The following is a 21,861-nucleotide window of genomic DNA, read 5'->3' as shown; positions in this document are numbered from 1 at the left end:
CCTTATGGCCCGGCTCCGATGCGCTGGCCGGTCGACGGCAGCGCCTGCGCGCTGCACCGCGACCGAAGCCTTTGCTTCGGTCTGGGTCAGGCGTCGACCGTGATGACCCCGCGTCGGATCTGATCCAATTCAATCGACTCATACAGTGCCTGGAAATTGCCGTTCCCGAACCCCTCATTCCCCTTGCGCTGGATGATCTCGAAAAAGATCGGCCCGAACATCGGTTCGGTAAAGATCTGCAACAGCAACCCTTCGTCACCGACATTGCCGTCGATCAGGATGCGGTTGCGCTTGAGCCGCTCGAGGTCCTCGCCATGGCCCGGTACGCGCTTGTCGACCAGTTCGTAATAGGTCTCGATCGTGTCCTGCAGCTTCACGCCCCGCGCGCGCAGCTTTTCCACCGTTTCGAAAATATCCTCGGTAGTGAATGCGAGATGCTGGATGCCCTCGCCATTATAGTCGCGGATGAATTCCTCGATCTGGCTCTTGTCGTCCTGGCTTTCGTTCAGCGGGATGCGGATCGCCTTGTCGGGTGCGATCATCGCCTGGCTGAACAGGCCGGTCGCCTTGCCCTTGATGTCGAAATACTTTTGCTCTTCGAACCCGAAAATCTGGTTGTAGAAGGTCGACCAGGTCCGCATCTGCCCGCGCTTCACATTGTGGGTCAGGTGGTCGAGCAGGTCGAGGCCGACATTGTTCTCGGCCTCCGCCTCCGCCGCGCCCGGCATTGCCTCCCAGTCGTCGTACAGCGAGCCGGCATCGCCATGCCGATCGACGAGGTACAGCATCGACCCGCCGATCCCCTCCAGCGCATAGCCATCGCCCAGCACCCCGCGCGACGCATCGGCCGGCTTGGCACCGCGCGCGACTGCCGCGTCGAACGCCGCCTTCGCATCCGCCACGCGGAACGCCATGCCTGACGCCGAAGGTCCATGCTGCGCAGCAAATTCCGCAGCATGGGCGTCGGGAATACGGTTCAGCAGCAGGTTGATTCGGCCCTGCTTGTAGCGGACCACGTCGCGGGTGCGGTGCTTCGACGCGGCGACGAAACCGAACTGTTCCAGCTGCTTGGCCATGCGGTCGAGGTCGGGCGCGGTGAATTCGCAGAATTCGAACCCGTCTAGGCCCATCGGGTTGACGTCCATGTGGTCCACGGCTGCATCCTCTCAAATTCGTATCAATTGATACCAATCTGATCCCAACCCATCGGCGAGTCAAGCGTCTCCCATGGCGGCGGCGACCAGCGGGCGGCGAGATGGTCGACAAAGGCGGTGACCGCCGGGCGCGGATCGGCGGCATGGATGGCGTGGATACCCAGGTCGCGCGGTCCCTCCCACGCCGGCAGCACCCGCACCAGCCGCCCGTCGGCCAGCGCCCGCCCGACGTCCCAGAGCGAGCGCAGCGCGATGCCGACCCCGGCCAGCGCCAGTTCGCGCACGACCTCGCTCGAATTGGTGCGGACATGGCTGCGTCCGGTCACCTGCACCCGCCCGCCGGGGCGCAGCAGCGTCCAAGGCAGCTGTCCGTCCGCAGCGAGCAGCCGGTGGTCGGCGAGCGCCCTCGGATGCGTCGGAGCGCCGTGTTCGGTGATATAGGCCGGGCTGGCACATACCACGCGGCGATTGTCGGCTAGCCGCCGCGCGACATGGCCGGCGGGCGGATCGGCGGTAATGCGGATCGCGCAATCGATCCGTTCGGCCGCCAGGTCGACAAGTCCGTCGGACAGCGACAGTTCGAGCTGTACCGCCGGATGGTCGCGCAGGAAATCGCCCAGCTGGGGTGCGATATGCAGCCGCGCGAACGAGGTCGGCGCCGCGATACGCAGCGGTCCGGCGGGCGCGGCGGCGGCCCCGGTCACTCGCGCTTCGGCGGCGGCCAGCGCCGACAGGATGGGGGTCAGGTCGGCATGGAGTTGCGCCCCGACCGGCGTCGGATGCAACCGCCGGGTGGTCCGCTCGATCAACCGCGCGCCCAGCCGCGCCTCGAACCGGGCCAGTCGTTTCGACACCATCGCGGGTGAGGTATCCAGTACCCGCGCGGCGGCGGCGATGCTGCCGGTGTCGAGGATCGCGGCGAACAGTTCGTGGTCGGGATCGAGCGGCATTCGTTCCTCACCGGCATGGCTGTACTGCGATTATGGGTGGTTCCGGCGGGAAAGGCGAGGGCGTATGCTCCGCTCGTATCGTCATTCCGGCCTGCGCCGGGATGACGAATTGGAGAGAATGCCATGCCGGAAACCTTCGTCGAACGCGCCGGGCTACAGGTCGCGACCGAACTCGCCGCCTTCCTCGAACGCGACGCCCTGCCTGGCACCGGCATTCCGGCCGACTCCTTCTGGGAAGGGACCGCGGCGATCCTCGCCCGGTTCGCGCCCGAAAACCGCGACCTGCTGCACCACCGTGACCGTTTGCAGGCACAGCTCGACGCATGGTTCGTGGCGCGGCAGGGCCAGCCGATCGACCCGGCTGAACAGGCCGCGTTCCTGCGTGAGATCGGCTATCTGGTCGCGGAGCCGACGCCGTTCACCGTCCATCCGGCGGATGTCGATCCGGAGATCGCGACGCTGGCCGGGCCGCAGCTGGTCGTGCCAATCCTCAATGCGCGTTTCCTGCTCAACGCCGCCAATGCGCGCTGGGGCAGCCTGTATGATGCGTTGTACGGCACCGATGCGATCCCCGGTGCGGCGGCACCCGGCGGCTATGATGCCGCGCGCGGAAGCCAGGTGATCGACCGGGCCAAGGCGTTCCTCGACGAAGCCGTGCCGCTCGCCACCGGCAGCTGGCGCGACTGGGCAGGGGGCACGCCCGACCTTGCCGATCCGGCGCAGCTGGTCGGGCGGGCCGGGGACAATTGGCTCCTGCGCCATCAAGGGCTGCACATCGAACTGGTCATCGACCGTACCCATCCGATCGGCAGCGGCGACCCGGCGGGACTCGCCGACATCCTGCTCGAATCGGCGCTGACGACCATCTGCGACCTCGAGGATTCGGTCGCGGCGGTTGATGCCGCGGACAAGGTTGCCGCCTATGCCAATTGGCTGGGGCTGATGCAGGGCACGCTGACCGCGCAGTTCGCCAAGGGCGGGCGCGAGGTCACGCGGACGCTGGCCGACGACCGGCGCTACACGACCCCCGATGGCAGCGAACTGGTCCTGCCCGGCCGGTCGCTGCTATTCGTGCGCAATGTCGGGCATTTGATGACGACGCCCGCTATCCGCCTGCCCGATGGTGGCGATGCCCCGGAAGGCATAATCGACGCGATCGTAACCAGCCTGATCGCGCTGCACGATTTGAACGGACCGCGCGCCAACAGCCGTGCGGGATCGATCTACATCGTCAAGCCGAAGCAGCACGGCCCGGAAGAGGTGGCCTTCACCGACCGGCTGTTCGATGCGGTCGAGGATTTGCTGCACCTGCCGCGCCACACGATCAAGGTCGGGGTGATGGACGAGGAACGCCGGACCTCCGCCAATCTCGCGGCCTGCATCCACGCCGTCCGCCACCGGATCGTGTTCATCAATACCGGCTTTCTCGACCGTACCGGCGACGAACTGCACAGCGCGATGCACGCCGGGCCGATGATCCCCAAGGGCGAGATGAAAGGCGCCGACTGGATCGCGGCGTACGAGGATCGCAACGTCCAGATCGGCCTTGCCTGTGGCCTTGGCGGGCGGGCGCAGATCGGCAAGGGCATGTGGGCCGCCCCCGACCGGATGGGCGACATGCTGGCGGCAAAGATCGCGCATCCGATGAGCGGGGCTAGCACCGCCTGGGTCCCGTCCCCCACCGCCGCGACGCTGCACGCGCTGCATTATCACGCTGTCGATGTTGCGCAGCGACAGGCGACGCGCGCGGCCGAACCGGTGGCGTCGCTCGACCGGCTGCTGACCCTGCCGCTGGCGCTGGGGCGCAACTGGGAGCGGGAGGAGGTCGCGCGGGAGCTGGACAACAACGTTCAGGGCATTCTCGGCTATGTCGTGCGCTGGATCGATCAGGGGATCGGCTGTTCGAAGGTGCCGGACATCCATGACATCGGATTGATGGAGGACCGCGCGACGCTGCGCATTTCGTCGCAGCATGTCGCCAACTGGCTGCTGCACGGCGTCTGCACGACGGCGGACGTCGACGCGGCGTTCGAACGGATGGCGGTCAAGGTCGATGCGCAGAACGCCGGCGACCCGGCCTACCGCCCGCTGGCCGACGGCATCGCGCTACAGGCGTCGCGGGCGCTGGTGTTCGAGGGGCTTGAGCAGCCCAATGGCTATACCGAGCCGTTGTTGCACGCGTATCGGGCGGTGGCAAAGGCGGCGGGGTGAGATAGGAGCCTGATCCAATCCGTCTGCAACAGGCGTCATCCCAGCGAAGGCTGGGATCTTTTGGTGGTAGCACGGGAAAAGGGCCGCTTGAGGCCCCAGCCTTCGCTGGGGCGACGTTTCTGGTCGAACGAATACAATTTCAGGTCGTGGCTCCGTATTTTTCGACCCGTCGACTGAACTCGGCTTCCAACTGCGGATGCGCCTCAAAGGCTGGTTTCATCACGTTCAAGCTGATTTCCGCCAGCGCAGAAGCGATACCTAATCGAAGCTCCTGTCTTCAGGCAGATGCTCCAAAAGCAGGTCATACAGACGGACCAGCTCTCGAGATGCGACGGTCCCGCCGGTCGCGAGAATACGTGCGATGTCTTCATCCATGACGAGTTACTCCCGTCATTACGCCCCCCACCGCCGGCTCCAGCGCATTGATCGCGGCATGGACCCGCGCCTCGATCTCCTCGCGCGGCAACCCGGCCGGGATCGGATCGAAGAAGCGGATCGTAATCACCCCCGCCCGGCTCGGCCCTTTGCGCGGCATACAGCGCCCGCTGTCCAGCGCCACCGGCACGACGGCCATGTTCAGCGCCTTGTACAGCCCGGCAAAGCCCGACCGCAGCGGCGGGGCCTCGCCGACCGCGACCCGCGTGCCTTCGGGAAAGATCAGCACCGACCGGTTTTCTACCCGCGCCACGGCGGCTTCCTTCAGCATCTGGCGTAGCGCCTTGGATGACGCATCGCGGTCGACGCCGATCGCGCCATAGGCTTTCGCGGTCCTGCCCCAGAAGGGCATGTCGATCAGCTCGCGCTTCATCACGATCAGCGGGCCGTCGATCCGCTCGGCCATTTCCAGCGTCTCGAACATCGCCTGGTGCTTGACCGCAAAGAGGTACGTGCCGGGCGGCCGCGTGCCCTCGACCCGCACCCGCACGCCCAATATCCAGCGCGCCAGGAAGCGGTGGGTGCGGATCCACACATGGGCATGGACATGCATCGCCCGCTGCCCGAACCGCGCGGACAAAGGCGCGCTCAGCACGATCGGCACCGACGCACCATAGAACAGGATGCGGAACAGGATCGTGCGGACCCACGCGATCACAGGTCGATCCCCAGCCGCATCACCAATCCCCGCACGATATATTTGTTATATTCGCCGAACAGCAGCGCGAAGCCGGGATTGGCCTTGACCGGATCGCGCACGATCTCGACCGAATTGCCCAGTGCATGGCGCAGCTCCATCGCGGCGCGTGCCATATGCCAGTTGGAGGTGACCAGCCGGACCGAGCGATAGCGGTTGCGCCGCACCCAGTCGGCGGTCTCGTCGGCGTTGGAGCGGGTATCGACCGCCTCATGGCCCAGGTCGACGCAGCAGCGGAACAGCCGGCGCGGCGCACCGTTCGCGGCGGCCAGCTCGCCCGGCCGCACATCGGGGTCGACGCCGGTGACCAGCATCCGCTTCGCCTCGCCGCGTTCGATCACCGCCAGCCCACGCTCGATCCGTCCCGGCCCACCCGTCGGCACAACCACGCCGTCGGTCCGGCGCGGGTCGGTGAGCGGCGTCGGCAGCGTCACCGCGAACAGCGCGAAGCCCAGCGCATAGAGCAGCAGCACGACCGCAAGGATGCGCCCCATCACAGCACCCCCGCCAGCCGCCGCAGTACCGCGATCCGCGCCGCCAGCATGGCCAGCGCGGTAAAGGCGAAGGGCAATGCCGCGACCACCGCCCAGTCGAGTGGCATGAGCGTGACGCCATCGACCAGCTGCGATTCCAGCGTCGCCATCCGTTCCCCCAGCGCCGCGATTACCAGTCCGCCCGCCAGCACGCCGATCAGGGCGCCGGTCAGCGTGTCCTGCCCGATACGGCGCTGGAACAGGCGTGCGATCTGAAGGTCGGTCGAACCCAGCATATGCAGGATGTCGATCGTTCCGCGATGCGTATCAAGCCCCGCCCGTGCCGCGAGCAGCACGACGGCGGCGGTGGCACTCGCCATCACCAGCACCAGCGCAAACGCGGTCAGCCCGATCGCGCCGACGAAGCTGCGCACCGGGGCCAGCCACGTCGCATGGCGATCGACCCGGATGCCCGCACCGACACCCCTGGCCAGTGCTTCCACCCGCGCCACCGCCGCGTCGTCGCCGCTTCGCAAGTCCACATCGATCATCGCCGGCATCGGCAGGTCGGCGTCCAGCCCCGCCTCGCCCAGCCACGGCTTCAGCAGTTCGGCCAGGCGCGCACGATCGACTTCGCTTACGCGCGTCACATCGGCCGATGCCTGCAACCGCGCGAGCAGGCGGACGACCTCCGCATCGCGCCTTGCCGCGTCGCCCTCGATCACCTGCACCGTCAGCCGCGCCGCCAGTTGCCGGTCGAGCGCACCGCCGGCATTGCGCGTCGACAGGCCCAATGCGGCGCTCAGCGTCGTCAGGAAGATCATGATCGCCATGATCCACACCATCGCGCGGCGTCCCTGCCGGTCGTCGAGCAGCGGCTGTACGCCGGCACGCCGGGTCATGCGGCGCCGATGCCGGTAACACCGACCAGCCGCCCGCGGTCGAGCTGCATCAGCCGCGCGCCCGCCACCCGGTCGAGCAGGTGGTGGTCGTGCGTCGCCATCACAACGGTCGTGCCCAGCCGGTTGAGCGAGGCGAACAGCTTCAGCAACCGTTCGGCCATGTCGGGGTCGACGTTGCCGGTCGGTTCGTCGGCGACCAGCACTTCGGGCCGGTTGATGACCGCGCGGGCGATGGCGACGCGCTGCTGCTCCCCGCCCGACAGTGTCGGCGGACGGGCATCGGCGCGGTCAGTCAGCCCGACCCATGCCAGCATTTCGCCCACCGGCTCGGCGATATCCTCTTCCGGCATCCCCGCGACCCGCAGCGGGAGCGCGATATTGTCGCGCGCGGACAGATGCGGCACCAGCCGGAAATCCTGGAACACCACCCCGATGCGGCGGCGAAAGCCGGGCAGGCGGCTGCGCGGCGATGTCACCATGTCTTCACCGAACAGGCGGATCACGCCCCGGCTGGGTCGCTGCGAGAGATAGAGCAGGCGCAGCAGCGACGTCTTGCCCGCGCCCGATGCTCCGACCAGGAAATGGAACGTGCCGGCGCTCAGCGTAAAGCTGACGTCGCTCAGCGTTTCCGGCCCCTGACCGTACCGAAGACCGACATTTTCGAACTGAACGATGCTGGCCACGGGCGCCCTTGCTTCCACCGGTCCTTGTGCCCATCGCACATGGGGGCAATTGTCTCAAGCACCACGCAATCGCGCCTTGCCATCGACCGCAAACCCGCCGTAGATTCAGCGCCAGTTTTAGTCGCGCCCAGTTGGCTCCGTACGTGGCGGCCCGGCGCGGCCCATGCAGGGGGCAGGGGACGACATGATCCTCGAATGTACGCAATGCCATATGCGGTATCTGGTCGCTGATTCGGCGATCGGCCCGGCGGGGCGCACGGTGCGTTGCGCGGGATGCCGGCATAGCTGGTTCCAGCCGCCGGCGATGCTCGACCTCGGCACCACGGCGGCGGTAACTCCGCCCACCGAACCGGCGCGCGTGCCGCAACCGGCGATGGCCGAAGCGGTCGCCGACGCGCCGCGCCCCCGGACCGCCCCACCGACCGCCGCCGCGCCCGACCTCCCCTATGCTGAAGCGTCGCGTCCCGCACCCTTGCGCGCGCGCAGCACCGAACCGCGCCGCTATGTCGATCCGGAGGCCGAGCGGGCCGAGCGCGGCGAACCGATCAATGCCTTTGCCCATCAGGCGCCGTTCGTGCCGCGCCGCAATCCGGCGCGCCGCCGCACCGCGATGGCGGTCGCCGCCGGAGTGGCGATGCTCGCGGCCTGTGGCGGCATCCTCTATACCGGCACGCCCGGCATCGCCGAACAGCTGGGCCTGCCGATCGCATCGAGCGCCAGCGACGCGCTGAAATTCGCAATCAACACACCCGAACGCCGGCTGCTGTCGAGCGGCAACGAACTGTTCGCGGTATCGGGCCGGATCATCAACGAAACCGGCAGCCGCCAGCGCATTCCCGACATTCGCGCCGTGCTGAAGGACAGCCAGAACCGCGACGTCTATAGCTGGACGATCAAGCCGCAGACGCGGGTGATCGGGCCAAGCGGAAGCCTCAGCTTCAACAGCGCCGCGCTGGACGTGCCCGCCAATGCCAAGGAACTCGAACTGAGCTTCGCGTCGGGACTGTAGCGGGCAGTTACGTCGCTCTCCCGCATCCCCGCGCAGGCGGGAATCCAGGGTAACTGGCGGCGATGTTCGCGGCCCTGGACCCCCGCCTGCGCCGGGGTACGGATCCAGACGATGCGCGCCGCGGTTCCGCTAAGTGGCCGTTGACTGCGCACCGTAGCGGACTCCCCAGCCCACACCGGGTTACGTCGAAGGCCGTGGCACCCTCACGCCGCGATCGGAAAGCGCAGCAACCGGTCCTCCAGCGCGATCAGCGCCTCGGCACCACCGCCCACCGCGCGCACGATCTCCGGGTGATGCGCGTCCAGCCCGCCGGTCAGCGACCCGAACGCCGGCAGGATCAGCTTGGTCGCGCTCGCCACGAAACACCGCCGCGACACGCCGCGCCCGCGCAGCTTCAGCCGCAGCTTCGGGTGGAAATGGCCCGACAGTTCGGGGCGGGGGTCGGCCGGATCGGCCTCGTGGCGCAGCACCACCCCGTCGACCACCGCTTCGTCGACCACCCGCCCGCCGCAATGGTCGGCGACCACCCGGTCGTGATTGCCGGTGATCCACGTCCAGTCCGCACCGCCGGTCAGCGCACGCAACCGGTCCTGCGCCTCGGCCGACAGCCGGTCGCACCCGCCGATATCGTGGAAACTGTCGCCCAGGCACCAGATTTCCGCCGGCCGCGTCCGCGCGACCACCGCCTCGATCCCGGCCAGCGTTTCCAGCGTGTCATAGGGCGGCAGCATCTGCCCGAACTGCGCGAACCAGCTCGCCTTTTCGAAATGCAGGTCGGCCAGCAGCAACGCGCGCCGCGCCGGCCAGAACAGGGCACCGGCGGACAGGGCGTCAAAGGCGTGGCCGGCGAACGAAAGGCGAACCATGGCCCGGCTATAGCGCAGCCGCCGCGTTGCTCAAGCCATGCGGGCGTAACGATCGCCCGGCGCGATGGGGCCCGACTGTCCTACACCGCCACGACCTGTCATGGTCGCTGCCGCTCTTTCTCACGTCCGTTTATCCTGCTGTGCGATGTCCCCGATCGGATGCGCTCCGAAACTGTGGCGAGTGTGAACTTTGTGAACTTTGGAGCCTGCGAACGGCCAGCCCGAAGCTGCGATGGCTTCAGGATTACCCGTTTCTCCTGAGCAGCCACTGCGCTTGTCGAAGGGGCGTATCGAAGGACCTTCCGTCAGGTGCTTCGACCTCGCTCGGCACGAACGGTCGGAGCCTGTCTCATCGGCCTCCAGGTTCAGATTGCCCCTACAGCCACAGGTCCACGACATGGATCGCCAGCCCGACCATGCCGCCGACCAGCGTCCCGTTGATGCGAATATATTGCAGGTCCCGGCCGACCGCGTTTTCAAGCCGCCCGGTAATGGTCTGCGCATCCCAGCCGCGCACCGTGTCCGACACGAGGCGCACGATCCCGTCGCCATAATCGGCAACCCCGCCCACCACCGCGCGGCGAACGAAGCGGTTCACCTTGGCCTTCAGTACCGGATCGGACTGCAACGTCTGGCCCAGCTGCCGCATCGCCTCGCCGATCGGGCCGGCGAGCGCCCGGTCGGGATCGCGCGCGGCGCGCAGCATCCCGCCACGAATCTTCTCCCACACCCCCATCCACCAGCCGGCCAGCGCCGGATTGTCGATCAGGTCGTTCTTCAGCCGCTCGACCTTGGCCTGCATCTCGGACGAATGTTGCAAATCATGGGCCAGCAGCGCGAGGCCTTCGTTTGCCTTCGCGCGCAGCGGGTGGGCGGGGTCTTCGGCGACCTCTGCCAGCATCTTGTGCAGCCCCTTCACCACCGACGACGCCAGCGTCTCGTCCAGCCCGGTCCAGCGCAGCACTGCGCCAGCGCGCTTCTGCACCATCGCGCGGACCAGATCGTCGTTGGCGTCGAGCGTCTTGGCGGTCCAGCGGATGATCGCATCGACCAGCGGCAGATGCCGGTCGTCGGCGATCGCCGCCTCCAGCGTGCGGCCCAGCGCCGGCGACACCTGCATCGCACGCAACCGGTTGGCGAGCGCGCCCCGCACCATCGTCCCGAACTGATCGGGGTCGAGTCCCTCCAGCACATTGACCGCCAGCCGGGATGCGCCGTGGCGCAGCCGACCGCTGCGCGCCGCCGGATCGGCCAGCCACTTGCCCGCCGCCCCCGCCGCATCGACCCGGTGCATCCGCCGCGCGACGACCCGCGCGGTGAGGAAATTGTCGCGCAGGAACGCGGCCAGCGTGTCGCCGATCCGATCCTTGTTGCGCGGAATGATCGCGGTATGCGGGATCGGCAGCCCGAGCGGATGGCGGAACAGCGCGGTGACCGCGAACCAGTCGGCCAGGCCGCCGACCATTGCCGCCTCGGCAAAGGCCTGGACGAAGCCCCAGGTGGGATGCACCCCCTCCATCCGCCGCGACAGCATGAACAGCGCCGCCATCGCCACCAGCATGAACGTGGCAAGCCGTCGCATCCGGCGTAAGGGCGCGGGAACCGCGTCGCCGGCGCGAGTGATGCTGAAGGGGGAGGCCATCCCCGAAACAATCGCCGGATGGCCGGAAAGTTCAATAGGGGCGGTACGCTGCCCCCGCCAAACACGTCACCCCAGCGCAGGCTGGGGTCTCCGGCGGTTCCTGCTGCGTGCTGTCACCGGGAGACCCCAGCCTCCGCTGGGGTGACGCTTGTGTCGGGGCGACGGATGGCTGCTACTCCGCCGCCGGCAGCGACTTCGGCCCGTCGCCGGGCGGCAGCGGCGCACCGGGCTTGTGGTCGATCGCGAGGCCATCGGCATCGCCCGGACGATAGGTGAGCAGGCGACGCGACAGACGCGGGCCGACCCAGCGTTCGAGGCCGACCGCCAGGCTGAACGCGCCCGGCACGATCAGCAGCGTCAGCAGCGTCGACAGCGTAAGGCCGCCGATGACCGTGATCCCCATCGGCGCGCGGAACGATCCGTCACCCGACAGCGCCAGCGCGGTCGGCACCATGCCCGCGACCATCGCGACCGTGGTCATCACGATCGGCTGCGCGCGCTTGTGCCCGGCATCGAGGATCGCGACCTCCTTCTCGACGCCCTTCTCCATCTCCTCCAGCGAGAAATCGATCAGCAGGATCGAGTTCTTGGCGACGATGCCGAGCAGCATCAGCAGCCCGATATAGACCGGCATCGAGATCGGATTGCCCGAAATCCACAGTGCCAGCAGCCCGCCCAAAGGTGCCAGGAACAGCGACCCCATGTTCACGAAGGGCGGCATCACCCGCTTGTAGAGCAGTACCAGCACCGCAAAGACGAGGAAGATGCCAGAGATCACCGCGACGATGAAGTTCTGGATCATCTCGCCCTGCCACTTCGCCTGACCGACGGTCAGTTCGGTTACGCCCAATGGCAGGTTCTGCATCGTCGGCAGCGCGTGGATCGCCTTTTGCGCGACGCCGGTCACGACGCCGGGGGCAAGATCGGCCCCGACGACCAGGCGGCGTTGCTGGTTGATGCGATCGATCTTGGTCGGACCTGCGCCAAAGCCGATATCGGCGACGACCGACAGCGGCACCGACCCGCCATTGGCGGTCGGCACCGGCAGGTTCTGGATCGTCGACAGGCGCGAACGGGCGTCGCGCGACAGCGCGACGCGGATCGGAATCTGCCGGTCGCTGAGCGAGAAGCGCGCGCTGTTCTGGTCGATGTCGCCCAGCGTCGCGATGCGGATCGCCCCCGACAGCGCGGCGGTGGTGACGCCAAGGCTGGCGGCAAGGTCGCTGCGCGGACGGATGATGATCTCCGGCCGCTTCAGGTCGCCCGACACGCGCGGCGCGACCACCATCGGCAGCTTTTCCATCTCCTTGACCAGCTTGTTCGCGGTTTCGTTCAGCTTGACCGGATCGTCCCCGCCCAACGTGATCGACAGGTCGCGGCTCGACCCGCCCCAGCCGAACTGCGACCGGAACGACACCCGCGCATCGGGGATCGCCGCCAGCTGCGGGGCAAGCCCGCGTTCGAACTCGGTGCTCTTGACCGAACGCATCGCGGCAAAGGACGCATCATCCATCAGCCCGAAGAAGTGGCGCACGCGCTCGCCGAACGCCGGCTTCTCGATCAGCTCGGCGGTGACGCGGCCATTGCCGGCATAGCTCGACGAATAGACCGACTTCACCAGCGGCTGCGCCGCCAGCAGCTTCTCCACGCGCTTCACGACGACGGCGGTCTGTTCCAGCGTGGTGCCCGGCACCATCTCGACCGTCGCGGTCACCCGCTCGCGATCCTGCGGCGGCTGGAACGTCTGGGGCAGGACCATGAACATGACGACGGTCAGCGCCAGCGCGACCACGCCGGCGACGATCGTCGACCAGCGATGGCGCAACGTCCAGCGCAGCACGCCCATGTAGCGATCCATCAGCCAGCCCTCGCCATGGCTGGCCGACCCGTGTGCCTTCAGGAAATAGGCGGCGATCATCGGGGTGATGAGACGCGCGACGGCAAGGCTCATCAGCACCGACGCGACGACGGTCAGGCCGAAATTCTTGAAGAACTGGCCCGAAATGCCCGGCATCAATCCGACCGGCAGGAAGACCGCGACGATCGCCATAGTGGTCGCCAGCACGGCGATGCCGATCTCGTCCGCCGCGTCGATCGATGCCTGATAGGCGGATTTGCCCATGCGCATGTGGCGGACGATATTCTCGATCTCCACGATCGCATCGTCGACCAGTACGCCCGCGACCAGGCTGAGCGCCAGCAGCGTCATCTGGTTGAGCGTAAAGCCCAGCATGTCCATGAACCAGAAGGCGGGGATCGCCGACAGCGGGATGGCCAGCGCCGAGATCATGGTCGCACGCCAGTCGCGCAGGAAGATGAAGACGACGATGATGGCGAGCAGCGCGCCTTCGTACATCGCGGTCATCGCCGAATGATACTGGATCTCGGTGAACTTGACCGAATTGGACAGCAGGGCGAAGCGGACCTGCGGGTTGCGCTTCTGCAGGTCGGCCAGTTTCTTTTCCGCCTCGTGGAACACGGTGACGTCGGACGCGCCCTTCGCACGCTTGATATCGAACGCCAACACCGGGCGGCCATTATATTCGGCGCGGCTCTTGGGTTCGGCATAGGCGTCGCGGACTTCGGCGATGTCGGCCAGGCGGACCGAGCGACCGCCGGCGACCGGCACCTGCGTCTGCGACAGGGCATAGGCGGTGGCGGCATTGCCCAGCACGCGAACCGATTGCTGCGACCCGGCGATCTCCGCCTGGCCGCCCGCCGCGTTCAGATTGACCTGGCGCAGCGCCTGGTTGACCTGGCTTGCGGTCAGCCCCTGCGCCTGCAGGCGCGCGGGGTCGAGCGTGACGCGGATTTCGCGGTCGACGCCGCCGACCCGTTCGACGGTCGCCATGCCGTCGATCGACAGCAATTCCTTCGACACCGTATTGTCGACATACCAGCTGAGCTGTTCCGGGGTCATGTCGTCGGCGATCGCGGTCCACGACGCGATGTCCGAATCGGTCGTGTTGGCGCGATAGACCTGCGGTTCGAGGATGCCGTCGGGCAACTGGCTGCGAATCTGGTTCACCGCCTCGCGCACGTCGTTGACCGCGCGGTCGATCGGCGTCCCGATGTCGAGCTGGATGACGGTGGTCGACGTGCCCTCGGTCACGCTCGATTCGATCTGGTCGATGCCCTGCAACGCGCGCACCGCCGCTTCGACCCGCTGGGTCACCTGCGTTTCGAGTTCGGTGGGGGCGGCGCCCGGCTGGCTGATGACGACGATCGCGACCGGGAATTCGATGTCCGGGTCCTGGTTCACGTCCATGCGCATGAAGCTGACGATCCCGGCGATCGTCAGCGCGAGGAACAGGACCAGCGGCGGCACCGGGTTGCGGATCGACCACGCCGATATGTTGCGAAAGCCCATGGCGCTATTCCTTGCGTGCAGGCGCGGCGGCGGCGCGGACCGGCACCACCTGCTGCCCCGGATTGAGGAACGCGCCGGCGCTGGCGACCACGCGTTCGTTGCCCATCAGGCCCGACGCGATCAGCGCGCCTTCGTCCGAAACCTCGGCCACGCGGACGTCGCGGCGTTCCGCCTTGTCCTGCGCATCGAGGACATAGACATAGCTGCCCTTGTCGTCGCTCAGCACCGCCGATTCGGGCAGCAGCGGCGCGGTCGACGCACCCGCGCCGATCCGGGCGCTGGCAAAGCCGCCGGGGCGCAGCGCGGGGTCGTAGCGCAGCGCGATGCGGGCGATGCCCTGCCGCGTCTGCGGATCGATCACCGGCGATACCTGCCACACCTCGCCCTTGAACACGCGGGTATCGCCGACCGGTACGACCTCTGCCGGCACGCCCGCGCGGACGGTGGCCAGATCGGCCTCCGACAGCTGGGCGCGCATTTCCATCTGTCCGCCCATCGCGATGCGGAACAGTACGCCGCTGCCCCCGCCGATCACCTGCCCCGGTTCGACGGCGCGGGTCAGCACCAGACCGGCGGCAGGTGCGCGGATGTCGAGCCGGCGGTTGCGCGCCTGCGTCTCGGCCAGCTGCGCCTGCGCCACGCCGACACGGGCATTGGCGGCGTCGCGGGTCGCGGTCTTGCGATCGATATCGGCCTTCGACACGAATCCGCGTTCGACCAGCTGCTTTGAACGGTCCAGTTCGGTCTGTGCGATCTGCGCATCGGCGCGGGCGACGCGGACTTGCGCCGCCAGCGATTCGGCGGTCTGCGCCTGCACCGACCGATCGACCGTGGCGAGGACCTGTCCGGCGCTTACCCAGCTGCCCGGTTCGACCAGCACCTGCGTGACCAGGCCGCCCTCGCCGACGACGCCGACCGGCATCTCGCGCCTGGCAGCCAGTGATCCGGTGCCGGTGACGGTACGCATCACCGTGTCGCGGCCGGGCGTGACGACGGTGACCTTGGGCAGCGAGCCCGTGGATGCGGCGGCGGGCGCGCTCTTGGCGGCCGGAGCGTCACCGCCCTTGCGGCCGAATGCCCAGAAGGCGCCGACCACGACCAGCAGGATGACGACGATCCCGACAATCACCGCGCGGCGGCGCGACCGCGGCGCGTCCTCCGGCCCGGTCAGCATAGGGCGGTCGCCCGCGATCGACGTCGATTCGTAATTCATCCACCCCATCCCATTGGAGGCCCCCAGCCCGGTCTGCGCTGTATTATCTCAATACAGCACCGTTCTCAAGCATAGACATCGCGTTTTTCGATAAGAACGACAAGCCTCGCATCGTTTGCGTTCAGCGTGCGTTTTGACGCGGCCCCGTAACGACCTGGTTCGTTGCGATTGTATTCGAAAGGGAAATGCCGATGTTCCGTTCCGCCCTGATCCTGGCCGCCATCGGCGGCGCGCTGCCCGCCGCTGCGCAACAGGTCGTGCCTGCCACCACGCCGGTCCTGATGGATGCGACGCTGCTCGACGTGGTTGCCGAGGGAAAGGCGACGCGGGTGCCCGACATCGCAACGATTCGCGCCGGCGTCGTCAGCCAGTCGCCGACCGCCGCCGCCGCGCTGTCGGACAATGCACAGCGGATGACGCGCGTCGTGGCGGCGCTGCGCAAGGCGGGGGTGGCCGAGCGCGACATCCAGACCGCGCAGATCCAGCTCCAGCCGCAATATCGCTATGCTGAAAACCAGCCGCCGGCGATCACCGGCTATCAGGCGAGCAACAGCGTGTCGGTCCGCTTCCGCAACGTGGCGAAGAGCGGGTCGATCCTCGACACGCTGGTGGCGCAGGGCGCGAACCAGATCGAGGGGCCGAACCTGTCGGTCGATGCTGCCGACGCGGCGCTGGACGAAGCCCGCACCGACGCGATCCGCCGCGCCCGTGCCCGCGCCGAGCTGTACGCGAAGGCCGCCGGGATGCGCGTCGACCGAATCGTGTCGATCGTCGAGAATGGTGGCGACCAGCCGCCGGTGCCGATGCCGATGATGGCTTCGGCGCGCATGGTGAAGATGGCCGATTCGACCCCGCTGGCGGCGGGCGAACAGGACCTTACCGCGACCGTCTCGGTACGCTTCCTGCTGCGTTGATCGGGGGGGTGGCTCCCTCCATCCGGGCGAGCCATTGTCGTCATTCCCGCCCGCCGCGGGAATGACGACGATCAGCCCAGAAACCTGTCCGCAACGTCCGCTGGCACCCGGACCAGCCGCCCGGTCCGCCGGTCGAGTACCGCCCAGGTCGTCCGCGCATCGACCTTCACCCGCCCATCCGCGCCGGTGAAGCGCATCAGCCGGTCGAACCGCGCCCCGCGCGGTGCCTCGCCGACCCAGGTTTCGGCGATCACCGTTTCCCCGGCGGCGACATTGCCGCGATAGTCGATCTCGTGCCGGGTGATGACCCAGACATAGGCGGCCTGCTGCTCGGGCGTCGCGACCGCCGTCCAATGTTCGACCGCCACGTCCTGAATCCAGCGGACCCAGACCGCATTGTTTACATGGCCCAGTTCGTCGATGTCGTCGGGACCCGCGGTGATCGAGCGGGTGAAGCGGGGGGTGGTCATTGCGGGACGATCGGCTCCGAAGCGGGACGCGGCTTCAGGCCGCTGTCCGACAGGCGCCATGCCCGTTGTTCGGCGGTCGCGCCATCGATATTGCCGGTCCGATGTAGCGTGACCGGTCCGGTGAGCGATACCGGCGTCCCATCGGTCAGCTTGCCGGTGACGCGGACCGGTATCTGGATATAGCGCTGCCCGGCACCCGCATCGATCCGCCCCGGCGTGCCGATCGTCGCGCGATAATCGGCATATTTTGCAAAGGACTGGGCAAATGCGGCCTGCGTCATGCCCGACGCTTGTCCGCCACCACCCCATAGCCGCCATGCATCGGCATAGCGCCGCTCGCCGATCGCGGCGAAATAGGTCCGCAGGACCTGTGCCGCGTCGTCCGCGCCCGGCTCGGCCGTCGCGTCGCCTGGCGTAGGGGAGGGGGAAGGCGGCGGCGCGCTGACACCGGGAATGCCCTCGCCCGCCGGAATGCTGGTCGCGGGGGTGACCGGGGTCGGTGCGCCGGCGGCGGGGACCGGTTCGGCAGGCGCGGCGGCATTGGCCATCGCGTCATTCTCGGCCGGTCCGCCGCCGCCGCCGCACCCGGCCAGCAGCAGCGCCAGCGCCGCGCTGCCCGCGATCCTCACGGCTTGATGGCCTGCCCGGCGCTGTCGTCTAGGTCGTCATCCTCGGCCAGATTATCCTCGTCGAAATCGGCCTGCAGTTCGTCCTCTTCCTGATCGCCCTGTCCGGTGACGGTCGTGTCGTCATCCTCTTCGGCAAGTTCGTCGTCGACCATGTCGAGTTCGTCCTCATCCGCGTCGTCCGACATGCCGAGATCGGGCTCGAGGTCGGTCAGGATCGTTCCGTCACTCGGGCCATCGCGCGTCGCTTCCAGGATTTCGGCACGCTGGCTTTCGTCATAGCCATCCTCGTCATAGCCGTCGTCGCCGGTACCCTGTCCGTTTACCTGATGCCCGCCCATTGCGCGTCTCCTATCCAGTCAGGCTGGGGAAACCCGTATGCCGCCGGGCAGGTTCCTACCCCCGGCGCAACAGGCGGCCATGTTCGGTGCGAAACACGACGAGCAGAGCGATCAGCCCCAGTCCCAGGAACCCGCCGTACAGCGGCACCGTCGTCCCGTCGAACGACTGGCCGATGACCGCGCCCAGCACCGCGCCGACCAGCATCGACACGAAACCCTGCAGCGACGAAGCGGTACCGGCGATCGACCCCATATTCTCCATCGCCATCGCCGAGAAATTGGAGGTCGCAAGGCCGAAACAGGCCATCATCATCGCCTGCAGCACGATGAAGCTCGCCAGCGATTCGATGCCCGCCAGCGTCACCGCCAGATGCACGGCGGCGACCGCGACCAGTCCCAGCAGCGCGGCGTGCGAGATCAGCCGCGTGCCGAAGCGCATCACGATCCGCGAATTGAAGAACGATCCCGCCGCCATCGTGCCCGCGACACAGGCGAAGACGATGGTAAGCAGCTTGGGCCGTTCGAACGTCACTTCCATGATCTGCTGGATCGATCCGACGAATCCGAACAGCCCGCCCGACAGCAACGCTGCGGCGATGGTGTAGCCGACCGCATAGCGATCGCGCAGGACCATGCGATAGCCGGCAAGGATGCGCGCCGGCTCCAGCGGCTGGCGCTCCGATACGGGCAGCGTTTCGGGCATCCGCGCGACGAACCAGGCAAGGATCATCACGGTGACGATCGCGATGCCGCCAAAGATCCAGCGCCACGACGCGAATGCCAGCACCAGTTCGCCGAACGACGGTGCCAGCACCGGGGCGGCCATGAAAAAGATGAATGCCAGGCTCATGACCCGCGCCATCGCCCGGCCGGAATAGCAGTCGCGCACCAGCGCCACCGTCACCACCCGCGCGCCCGCAACCGCTGCGCCTGAGGCGAGGCGTGCGATCAGCAACAGCACGAAGCTGCCCGAAATCGCCGCGATCAGGTTGGTGATCGCGCTGGCGATCAGGCCGAAGATCAGCACTGGGCGCCGGCCATAGCGGTCGGCCAGCGGACCATAGGCCAGTTGCGCCACCGAAAAGCCGATCAGAAACGACGTGATGACGAACTGCCGCGTATTGGGTTCGGCGACGTCCAGCGCAGTGCCGATCGCCGGGAGCGCGGGCAGCATCGAATCGATGCCGAGCGCGGTCAGCGCCATCAGTGCCGCGATCAGCGTGACGAACTCGCCGAACGGCAAGGGCGACCGGTCGGCGGAGGGCAGGGGCGTTTCGGCGGGGGATTCGATGGTCTGCGACATGGCGGGGCCTCCATGGCGCATGTCGCCCGCCGGGTCACGTAAAGGATGGCCCTGTTCGTCCGCCCGCCGCATGTCTATCGTCATCGTTCGTACCCGTATCTTTCAGGATGTTGAGACTCATGGCCGACACGCCGCTTTCGCAGGTTCCGCTGATTTCGATGGCGCAGGCGGAGCAGGACCCCGATGGCTTCGCGCGCGAATTCGGCGGCTCGTTCCAACGCTTCGGCTTCGCGATGGTGTCCGACCATGGCGTCGACCAGGGCGTGATCGATCGCGCCTGGGCGATGACCAAGGCGTTCTTCGACCTGCCCGAGGAGGAAAAGCGCCGCTATTTCGTCGAGGGCGGCGGCGGTGCGCGCGGCTACACCCCGTTCAAGACCGAAATCGCCAAGGGCGCGACCCATGTCGACCTGAAGGAATTCTGGCATGTCGGCCGCGAACTTGCCGCTGGCCATCGCTATGGCGACGTCATGCCCGCCAATGTCTGGCCCGACCGGCCGGAGGGGTTCCGCCAGGCGTTTCTCGACCTGTTCGCCGCGCTCGATGCCGCCGGCGACCGGCTGCTGTCGGCGATCGCGCGCTATCTTGGACTGGAGCCGAACTGGTTCGACCGTGCGGTCAAGGACGGCAATTCGGTCCTGCGCCTGCTCCATTATCCGCCGGTCGCCGCCGACGCCCCTGAAGTCCGCGCCGGCGCGCATGAGGACATCAACCTCATCACCCTGTTGCTGGGCGCGGAGGAAGCCGGGCTCGAACTGCTCGACCGCGACGGCCGCTGGCTGCCGGTCGCACCGCCGCCGGGCGCGATGGTCGTCAATGTCGGCGACATGCTGCAGCGGCTGACCAACCATGTCTTGCCCTCGACGACCCACCGCGTTGTCAATCCGGCTCCCGAACGCCGCGGCCATTCGCGCTATTCGATGCCGTTCTTCCTGCATCCCGCGCCCGATTTCCTGATCGAGACGCTGCCCGGCTGTATCAGCGAGGAACGCCCGAACCGCTATCCGACGCCGATCAGCTCGCACGACTATCTGTACGAACGGCTGGTCGAGATCGGCCTCATCAAGAAGTGACCGGAGAGGGCGAGGGCTGGCCAACGCCCTTCCCCTCCCGCATTCCACCCTCTAGAGACATGAAACCGGCCGGGGCGATGCTCCGGCCGCAATTTTGTTACGTGTGAAACCAGAGGAAACTATGACCGAACCGCTCCGCGTCGCCATCGCCGGCCTTGGAACCGTGGGTGCGGGGGTCATTCGGCTGATCGAAACCAATGGCGAGCTGATCGCCCGGCGCGCCGGTCGTCCGATCGAGGTGGTTGCCGTCTCGGCGCGTGACCGCTCGCGCGACCGCGGAGTCGATCTGTCGCGCTATCAGTGGGTCGATGATACCGCCGCGTTGGTCCATGCCGGCGATGCCGATGTCGTGGTCGAACTGATCGGCGGATCGGACGGCCCGGCGCTGACGCTGGCGCGCACGTCGCTGGCGGCGGGCAAGAGCTTCGTCACCGCCAACAAGGCGATGATCGCGCATCACGGCCTCGAACTGGCCGAGGCTGCCGAGGCAAAGGGCGTCGCGCTGAAGTTCGAGGCGGCGGTGGCCGGTGGCGTGCCGGTCATCAAGGGTCTGCGCGAAGGGGCGGCGGCCAATGAAATCTCGCAGGTGTTCGGCATCCTCAACGGTACCTGCAACTTCATCCTGTCGAAGATGGAGGCGGAAGGGCGCGACTTCGCCGAGGTACTGGCGGAGGCACAGGCGCTGGGCTTTGCCGAAGCCGATCCGAGCTTCGACATCGACGGCGTCGATGCCGCGCACAAGCTGTCGATCCTCGCCAGCATCGCGTTCGGCACGCGCCCGGCGTTCGATGCGGTGGCGGTGACCGGCATCCGCCACGTGCTGGCCGCCGATATCGCCGAGGCGGCGGCGCTCGGCTATCGTATCCGGCTCGTCGGCGTGGGCGAAGCGGGACCGCACGGGCTGTTCCAGCGCGTCCATCCGCACCTCGTGCCGCTCGACCATCCGCTGGCGCATGTCACCGGATCGCTGAACGCGGTGGTGGCGGAGGGCAATTTCGTCGGGCGGCTGTTCTTCCAGGGGCGCGGGGCGGGTGACGGCCCGACCGCCAGCGCGGTGGTCGCCGACCTGATCGACATCGCGCGCGGCGAGTTCGGCCCGCCCTATGCGATGCCCGCCGCCGCGTTGACCGCCGCCAGCCCCGAACAGGCCGGCGAGCGGCGGGGCCGCGCCTATGTCCGGCTGCAGGTGGCGGACAAGGTTGGTGTCCTCGCCGAAATCGCTGCGGCGATGCGCGACGCCGGCGTGTCGATCGAAAGCCTGATGCAGCGCGGCGCCAATGCCGATGGCAGCGTGCTGGTCGCGATCGTCACCCATGAAGGGCCGGAACGCTGCGTCGCGCAGGCGCTGGAAAAGCTCGAAAGCTCGGTCAGCGTGCTCGGCAAGCCGATGTGGATGCACGTTCTGGGCGGGTGAAGGATCAGGCGCCGCCCCGGCGAACGCTGGGGCGTCCCACGGCGGTGCGTGCGCTACACGTAACGGCGACATCACAGCCCGCGCTCGGGCTGCTATGCGCGGGATAGTCATCGCT

19 protein-coding genes are annotated in these 21,861 nt (G+C 67.7%); 5 read left to right on the top strand and 14 right to left on the bottom strand.

The features are described from left to right. Positions 1 to 86 precede the first annotated feature (86 nt). Together hppD and QZ755_RS04470 are read right to left on the bottom strand one after the other, a co-directional pair. Positions 87 to 1,145, bottom strand: coding sequence for a 4-hydroxyphenylpyruvate dioxygenase (hppD, locus tag QZ755_RS04475; RefSeq protein WP_294320209.1), 1,059 nt, complete (start codon positions 1,143 to 1,145; stop codon positions 87 to 89). A gap of 32 nt (positions 1,146 to 1,177) precedes the next feature. Further along, entirely contained in the window at positions 1,178 to 2,104 is a 927-nt protein-coding gene (locus QZ755_RS04470) for a LysR family transcriptional regulator (RefSeq protein ID WP_294320164.1), read from the bottom strand. A 123-nt stretch (positions 2,105 to 2,227) separates the two neighbouring features. Between QZ755_RS04470 and QZ755_RS04465 the strand changes: the two genes are divergently transcribed. Continuing rightward, positions 2,228 to 4,315, top strand: a complete 2,088-nt coding sequence (locus tag QZ755_RS04465; RefSeq protein ID WP_294320162.1) for a malate synthase G — start codon at positions 2,228 to 2,230, stop codon at positions 4,313 to 4,315. A gap of 367 nt (positions 4,316 to 4,682) precedes the next feature. Here QZ755_RS04465 and QZ755_RS04460 read toward each other — a convergent pair whose 3' ends face one another. From QZ755_RS04460 to ftsE, 4 genes are read right to left on the bottom strand one after another with little or no spacing between them, the layout of a single operon-like run. Beyond that, the gene (locus QZ755_RS04460) at positions 4,683 to 5,408 is read right to left on the bottom strand and encodes a lysophospholipid acyltransferase family protein (RefSeq protein WP_366509160.1); all 726 of its coding nucleotides are present in this window, start codon (positions 5,406 to 5,408) and stop codon (positions 4,683 to 4,685) included. After that, positions 5,405 to 5,944, bottom strand: a complete 540-nt coding sequence (locus QZ755_RS04455) for a YdcF family protein (RefSeq protein WP_294320160.1) — start codon at positions 5,942 to 5,944, stop codon at positions 5,405 to 5,407. Before QZ755_RS04455 ends, QZ755_RS04460 begins: the two co-directional genes overlap by 4 nt. Further along, positions 5,941 to 6,822 carry a permease gene (locus tag QZ755_RS04450; protein WP_294320158.1) on the bottom strand — a complete coding sequence of 294 codons (882 nt, stop codon included), beginning with the start codon at positions 6,820 to 6,822 and terminating at the stop codon, positions 5,941 to 5,943. The genes QZ755_RS04455 and QZ755_RS04450 overlap by 4 nt, the downstream gene beginning before the upstream one ends. Next, positions 6,819 to 7,505 (bottom strand): cell division ATP-binding protein FtsE, encoded by a 687-nt coding sequence (gene ftsE, locus QZ755_RS04445; protein ID WP_294320156.1) that lies wholly within the window; start codon positions 7,503 to 7,505, stop codon positions 6,819 to 6,821. Before ftsE ends, QZ755_RS04450 begins: the two co-directional genes overlap by 4 nt. A 184-nt stretch (positions 7,506 to 7,689) precedes the next feature. Between ftsE and QZ755_RS04440 the strand changes: the two genes are divergently transcribed. Beyond that, a complete protein-coding gene (locus tag QZ755_RS04440; RefSeq protein ID WP_294320154.1) occupies positions 7,690 to 8,514 on the top strand; it encodes a zinc-ribbon domain-containing protein in 825 nt (274 codons plus the stop codon). A gap of 203 nt (positions 8,515 to 8,717) precedes the next feature. On the opposite strand, the gene pdeM is transcribed toward QZ755_RS04440, so the two are convergent. The 4 genes from pdeM to QZ755_RS04420 all read right to left on the bottom strand — a co-directional run bounded on the left by pdeM (position 8,718) and on the right by QZ755_RS04420 (position 15,605). Beyond that, positions 8,718 to 9,380 carry a ligase-associated DNA damage response endonuclease PdeM gene (gene pdeM / locus QZ755_RS04435; RefSeq protein ID WP_294320152.1) on the bottom strand — a complete coding sequence of 221 codons (663 nt, stop codon included), beginning with the start codon at positions 9,378 to 9,380 and terminating at the stop codon, positions 8,718 to 8,720. 376 nt (positions 9,381 to 9,756) lie between these two features. Continuing rightward, positions 9,757 to 11,022, bottom strand: coding sequence for a DUF445 domain-containing protein (locus QZ755_RS04430; protein ID WP_294320150.1), 1,266 nt, complete (start codon positions 11,020 to 11,022; stop codon positions 9,757 to 9,759). Positions 11,023 to 11,194: 172 nt separating this feature from the next. Next, positions 11,195 to 14,392 carry an efflux RND transporter permease subunit gene (locus QZ755_RS04425; RefSeq protein ID WP_294320148.1) on the bottom strand — a complete coding sequence of 1,066 codons (3,198 nt, stop codon included), beginning with the start codon at positions 14,390 to 14,392 and terminating at the stop codon, positions 11,195 to 11,197. 4 nt (positions 14,393 to 14,396) lie between these two features. Continuing rightward, on the bottom strand, positions 14,397 to 15,605 hold the full coding sequence (locus QZ755_RS04420; protein WP_294320146.1) for an efflux RND transporter periplasmic adaptor subunit: 1,209 nt from the start codon (positions 15,603 to 15,605) through the stop codon (positions 14,397 to 14,399). A gap of 185 nt (positions 15,606 to 15,790) precedes the next feature. Here QZ755_RS04420 and QZ755_RS04415 point away from each other — a divergent pair, with 185 nt between their 5' ends. Then, on the top strand, positions 15,791 to 16,519 hold the full coding sequence (locus tag QZ755_RS04415) for an SIMPL domain-containing protein (RefSeq protein WP_294320144.1): 729 nt from the start codon (positions 15,791 to 15,793) through the stop codon (positions 16,517 to 16,519). Positions 16,520 to 16,590: 71 nt separating this feature from the next. On the opposite strand, the gene QZ755_RS04410 is transcribed toward QZ755_RS04415, so the two are convergent. Genes QZ755_RS04410 through QZ755_RS04395 form a run of 4 tightly spaced genes read right to left on the bottom strand, consistent with a single transcriptional unit; the run spans position 16,591 to position 19,259 of the window. Further along, positions 16,591 to 16,989, bottom strand: coding sequence for an acyl-CoA thioesterase (locus QZ755_RS04410; RefSeq protein ID WP_294320142.1), 399 nt, complete (start codon positions 16,987 to 16,989; stop codon positions 16,591 to 16,593). Further along, entirely contained in the window at positions 16,986 to 17,618 is a 633-nt protein-coding gene (locus tag QZ755_RS04405) for a hypothetical protein (RefSeq protein WP_294320139.1), read from the bottom strand. Before QZ755_RS04405 ends, QZ755_RS04410 begins: the two co-directional genes overlap by 4 nt. Continuing rightward, complete coding sequence (locus tag QZ755_RS04400; protein ID WP_294320137.1) at positions 17,615 to 17,956, bottom strand: DNA primase; 342 nt, start codon at positions 17,954 to 17,956, stop codon at positions 17,615 to 17,617. The genes QZ755_RS04405 and QZ755_RS04400 overlap by 4 nt, the downstream gene beginning before the upstream one ends. Before the next feature lie 55 nt (positions 17,957 to 18,011). Next, positions 18,012 to 19,259, bottom strand: a complete 1,248-nt coding sequence (locus tag QZ755_RS04395) for a multidrug effflux MFS transporter (RefSeq protein WP_294320134.1) — start codon at positions 19,257 to 19,259, stop codon at positions 18,012 to 18,014. Positions 19,260 to 19,378: 119 nt separating this feature from the next. Here QZ755_RS04395 and QZ755_RS04390 point away from each other — a divergent pair, with 119 nt between their 5' ends. Then, positions 19,379 to 20,332 (top strand): 2-oxoglutarate and iron-dependent oxygenase domain-containing protein, encoded by a 954-nt coding sequence (locus QZ755_RS04390; protein ID WP_294320132.1) that lies wholly within the window; start codon positions 19,379 to 19,381, stop codon positions 20,330 to 20,332. A 121-nt stretch (positions 20,333 to 20,453) separates the two neighbouring features. After that, positions 20,454 to 21,746 (top strand): homoserine dehydrogenase, encoded by a 1,293-nt coding sequence (locus QZ755_RS04385; RefSeq protein ID WP_294320129.1) that lies wholly within the window; start codon positions 20,454 to 20,456, stop codon positions 21,744 to 21,746. Positions 21,747 to 21,861 lie beyond the last annotated feature (115 nt).

This window comes from uncultured Sphingomonas sp., from assembly GCF_913776855.1.
Taxonomy (GTDB): domain Bacteria; phylum Pseudomonadota; class Alphaproteobacteria; order Sphingomonadales; family Sphingomonadaceae; genus Sphingomonas.
Note: the sequence above shows the minus strand (reverse complement) of the source record. Positions and strands in the feature narration are given on the sequence as shown.

Excerpts from the sequence above, each read along its gene's own strand:
- QZ755_RS04440 (WP_294320154.1), top strand. The coding sequence starts at position 7,690 with ATGATCCTCGAATGTACGCAATGCCATATGCGGTATCTGGTCGCTGAT.
- QZ755_RS04450 (WP_294320158.1), bottom strand. The coding sequence starts at position 6,822 with ATGACCCGGCGTGCCGGCGTACAGCCGCTGCTCGACGACCGGCAGGGA.
- QZ755_RS04385 (WP_294320129.1), top strand. The coding sequence starts at position 20,454 with ATGACCGAACCGCTCCGCGTCGCCATCGCCGGCCTTGGAACCGTGGGT.
- QZ755_RS04400 (WP_294320137.1), bottom strand. The coding sequence starts at position 17,956 with ATGGGCGGGCATCAGGTAAACGGACAGGGTACCGGCGACGACGGCTAT.
- QZ755_RS04425 (WP_294320148.1), bottom strand. The coding sequence starts at position 14,392 with ATGGGCTTTCGCAACATATCGGCGTGGTCGATCCGCAACCCGGTGCCG.
- QZ755_RS04430 (WP_294320150.1), bottom strand. The coding sequence starts at position 11,022 with ATGGCCTCCCCCTTCAGCATCACTCGCGCCGGCGACGCGGTTCCCGCG.
- QZ755_RS04470 (WP_294320164.1), bottom strand. The coding sequence starts at position 2,104 with ATGCCGCTCGATCCCGACCACGAACTGTTCGCCGCGATCCTCGACACC.
- QZ755_RS04465 (WP_294320162.1), top strand. The coding sequence starts at position 2,228 with ATGCCGGAAACCTTCGTCGAACGCGCCGGGCTACAGGTCGCGACCGAA.
- QZ755_RS04415 (WP_294320144.1), top strand. The coding sequence starts at position 15,791 with ATGCCGATGTTCCGTTCCGCCCTGATCCTGGCCGCCATCGGCGGCGCG.
- QZ755_RS04420 (WP_294320146.1), bottom strand. The coding sequence starts at position 15,605 with ATGAATTACGAATCGACGTCGATCGCGGGCGACCGCCCTATGCTGACC.
- QZ755_RS04410 (WP_294320142.1), bottom strand. The coding sequence starts at position 16,989 with ATGACCACCCCCCGCTTCACCCGCTCGATCACCGCGGGTCCCGACGAC.
- hppD (WP_294320209.1), bottom strand. The coding sequence starts at position 1,145 with ATGGACGTCAACCCGATGGGCCTAGACGGGTTCGAATTCTGCGAATTC.
- pdeM (WP_294320152.1), bottom strand. The coding sequence starts at position 9,380 with ATGGTTCGCCTTTCGTTCGCCGGCCACGCCTTTGACGCCCTGTCCGCC.
- QZ755_RS04390 (WP_294320132.1), top strand. The coding sequence starts at position 19,379 with ATGGCCGACACGCCGCTTTCGCAGGTTCCGCTGATTTCGATGGCGCAG.
- QZ755_RS04395 (WP_294320134.1), bottom strand. The coding sequence starts at position 19,259 with ATGTCGCAGACCATCGAATCCCCCGCCGAAACGCCCCTGCCCTCCGCC.